The sequence below is a fragment of the Nocardia sp. 852002-20019_SCH5090214 genome, from assembly GCF_001665865.1.
In the GTDB taxonomy this organism is placed as follows: Bacteria; Actinomycetota; Actinomycetes; order Mycobacteriales; family Mycobacteriaceae; genus Nocardia; species Nocardia nova.
Genome location: NZ_LZMK01000039.1, coordinates 1 through 1,299, shown reverse-complemented (window position 1 = coordinate 1,299; position 1,299 = coordinate 1). Strand labels below are relative to the sequence as shown.

Sequence of the window (1,299 nt, the reverse complement as noted above, 5' to 3'; positions counted from 1 at the left end):
GCTGCCACCGAACAGCCGGGACGCGCTGGACTCCCACCGCACCTCGCCGAGGACCTCGACCTGTCGAAAGTCGGAATGTTCGGTCACTCGCTAGGCGGGTCGACAACCGTGCAAACGATGCACGACGACCACCGTGTCCGTGCCGGCGTCGATCTGGACGGCCCGATCCTGGGCTCTGTCGCCGCGGACGGTCTCGACCGGCCGCTGCTGATGCTGGCCAGCGACACCTCGCCCTGGTTCGGCAATCCGGGCTGGGAACCGCGCTGGGCAACCAACACTGGGGTGAAGATCCCCCTGCGCATCGCAGGAACCCAGCACATGTCGCTGTGCGACCAGCAGATCATCCTGCCGCAACTGACCACGGCCGGCCTGCTCGAGCCCGCCAAGAAGGCCGAAGCAGTCGGCACAATCGACACGGCCCGTTCGATCGACCTGCAACGGGCATACCTGCTTGCCTACTTCGACGCCACCTTCAGCCAGCCCGGCACCGACATTGCTCAAACGATCGCCAGGCTCGCTCAGCCGGAGATGCTTCCTCACCCGTGAAGCACCCGCCGGTTACTCGCCGCCGAATGCGGCGCTGGTGGTGGCGGCGAAGTCGATTTGGCGTCGTGCGTTCGACAGTGTGCTGACCACGGAGGTGCCGACCGGGCCGGTGCGGTCGTAGAGGGTGGCGCTGCCGATGGACACGCCCGCCGAGGCGATGGTGTTGTCGGCGCGTAGTCCGAGTTCGCAGCCGATCGGCAGACGCGAAAGAGCCACGGTCACATCGGCGTTGATGTAGCCGGCGCCTTCGGTGCCCCAGTGACACACGTGGTTCGTGGAGTCACCCAGGATCGCGGCGCGCTGGAACCCAGTGATCGGTTCCCCGGCGACCAGTGGTGGCAGGTTCTGCCAGGAGATTTTGCGGTCGGCGTTTTGATTCGCCGCGAAATCCTCGGACCAGTCGCGATCGCCGCTCTTGAACAGCGGCGGCGTCCCGCCGGGCACAGCACTCTCCTGCGGCGGAACCGGCAGCGGTTCGTCTCGGCTCCAGAGCTGGCCAGGCGGTTCGGTCCCGGTGGTGAGGAAAACGGCTGTCGCCCTCACACGTTGCTGACCGTCTTGCGACAGTGCCGCGTCGGCAACAGTGATTCGAGATCCTCGACGGACCACCGTGCTGCGCAGATCGAACGCGGCGTTGTCGACCGGTTGATACAGGTCGACTGTGAGTCGAGCGGGGATGAAGCCCTCCGGGCAGTGGGTCTCGAGTTCCCGGGCGAGCATGCCGGCCACGGCTGTTCCGCTCAGTTTGGTCGG

General features: G+C 66.4%; 1 protein-coding gene and 1 pseudogene. One reads left to right on the top strand and one right to left on the bottom strand.

Going from position 1 to position 1,299, the window contains the following annotated elements; translation table 11 throughout:
* Nucleotides 1–546, top strand: a pseudogene (locus tag A5780_RS42955) (hypothetical protein); the annotation flags it as partial.
* A 12-nt stretch (nucleotides 547–558) separates the two neighbouring features.
* Here the strand turns inward: A5780_RS42955 and A5780_RS42950 are convergent.
* On the bottom strand, nucleotides 559–1,299 hold a 741-nt coding region (locus A5780_RS42950), incomplete at its 5' end, for an acyl-CoA thioesterase domain-containing protein (protein WP_156769363.1).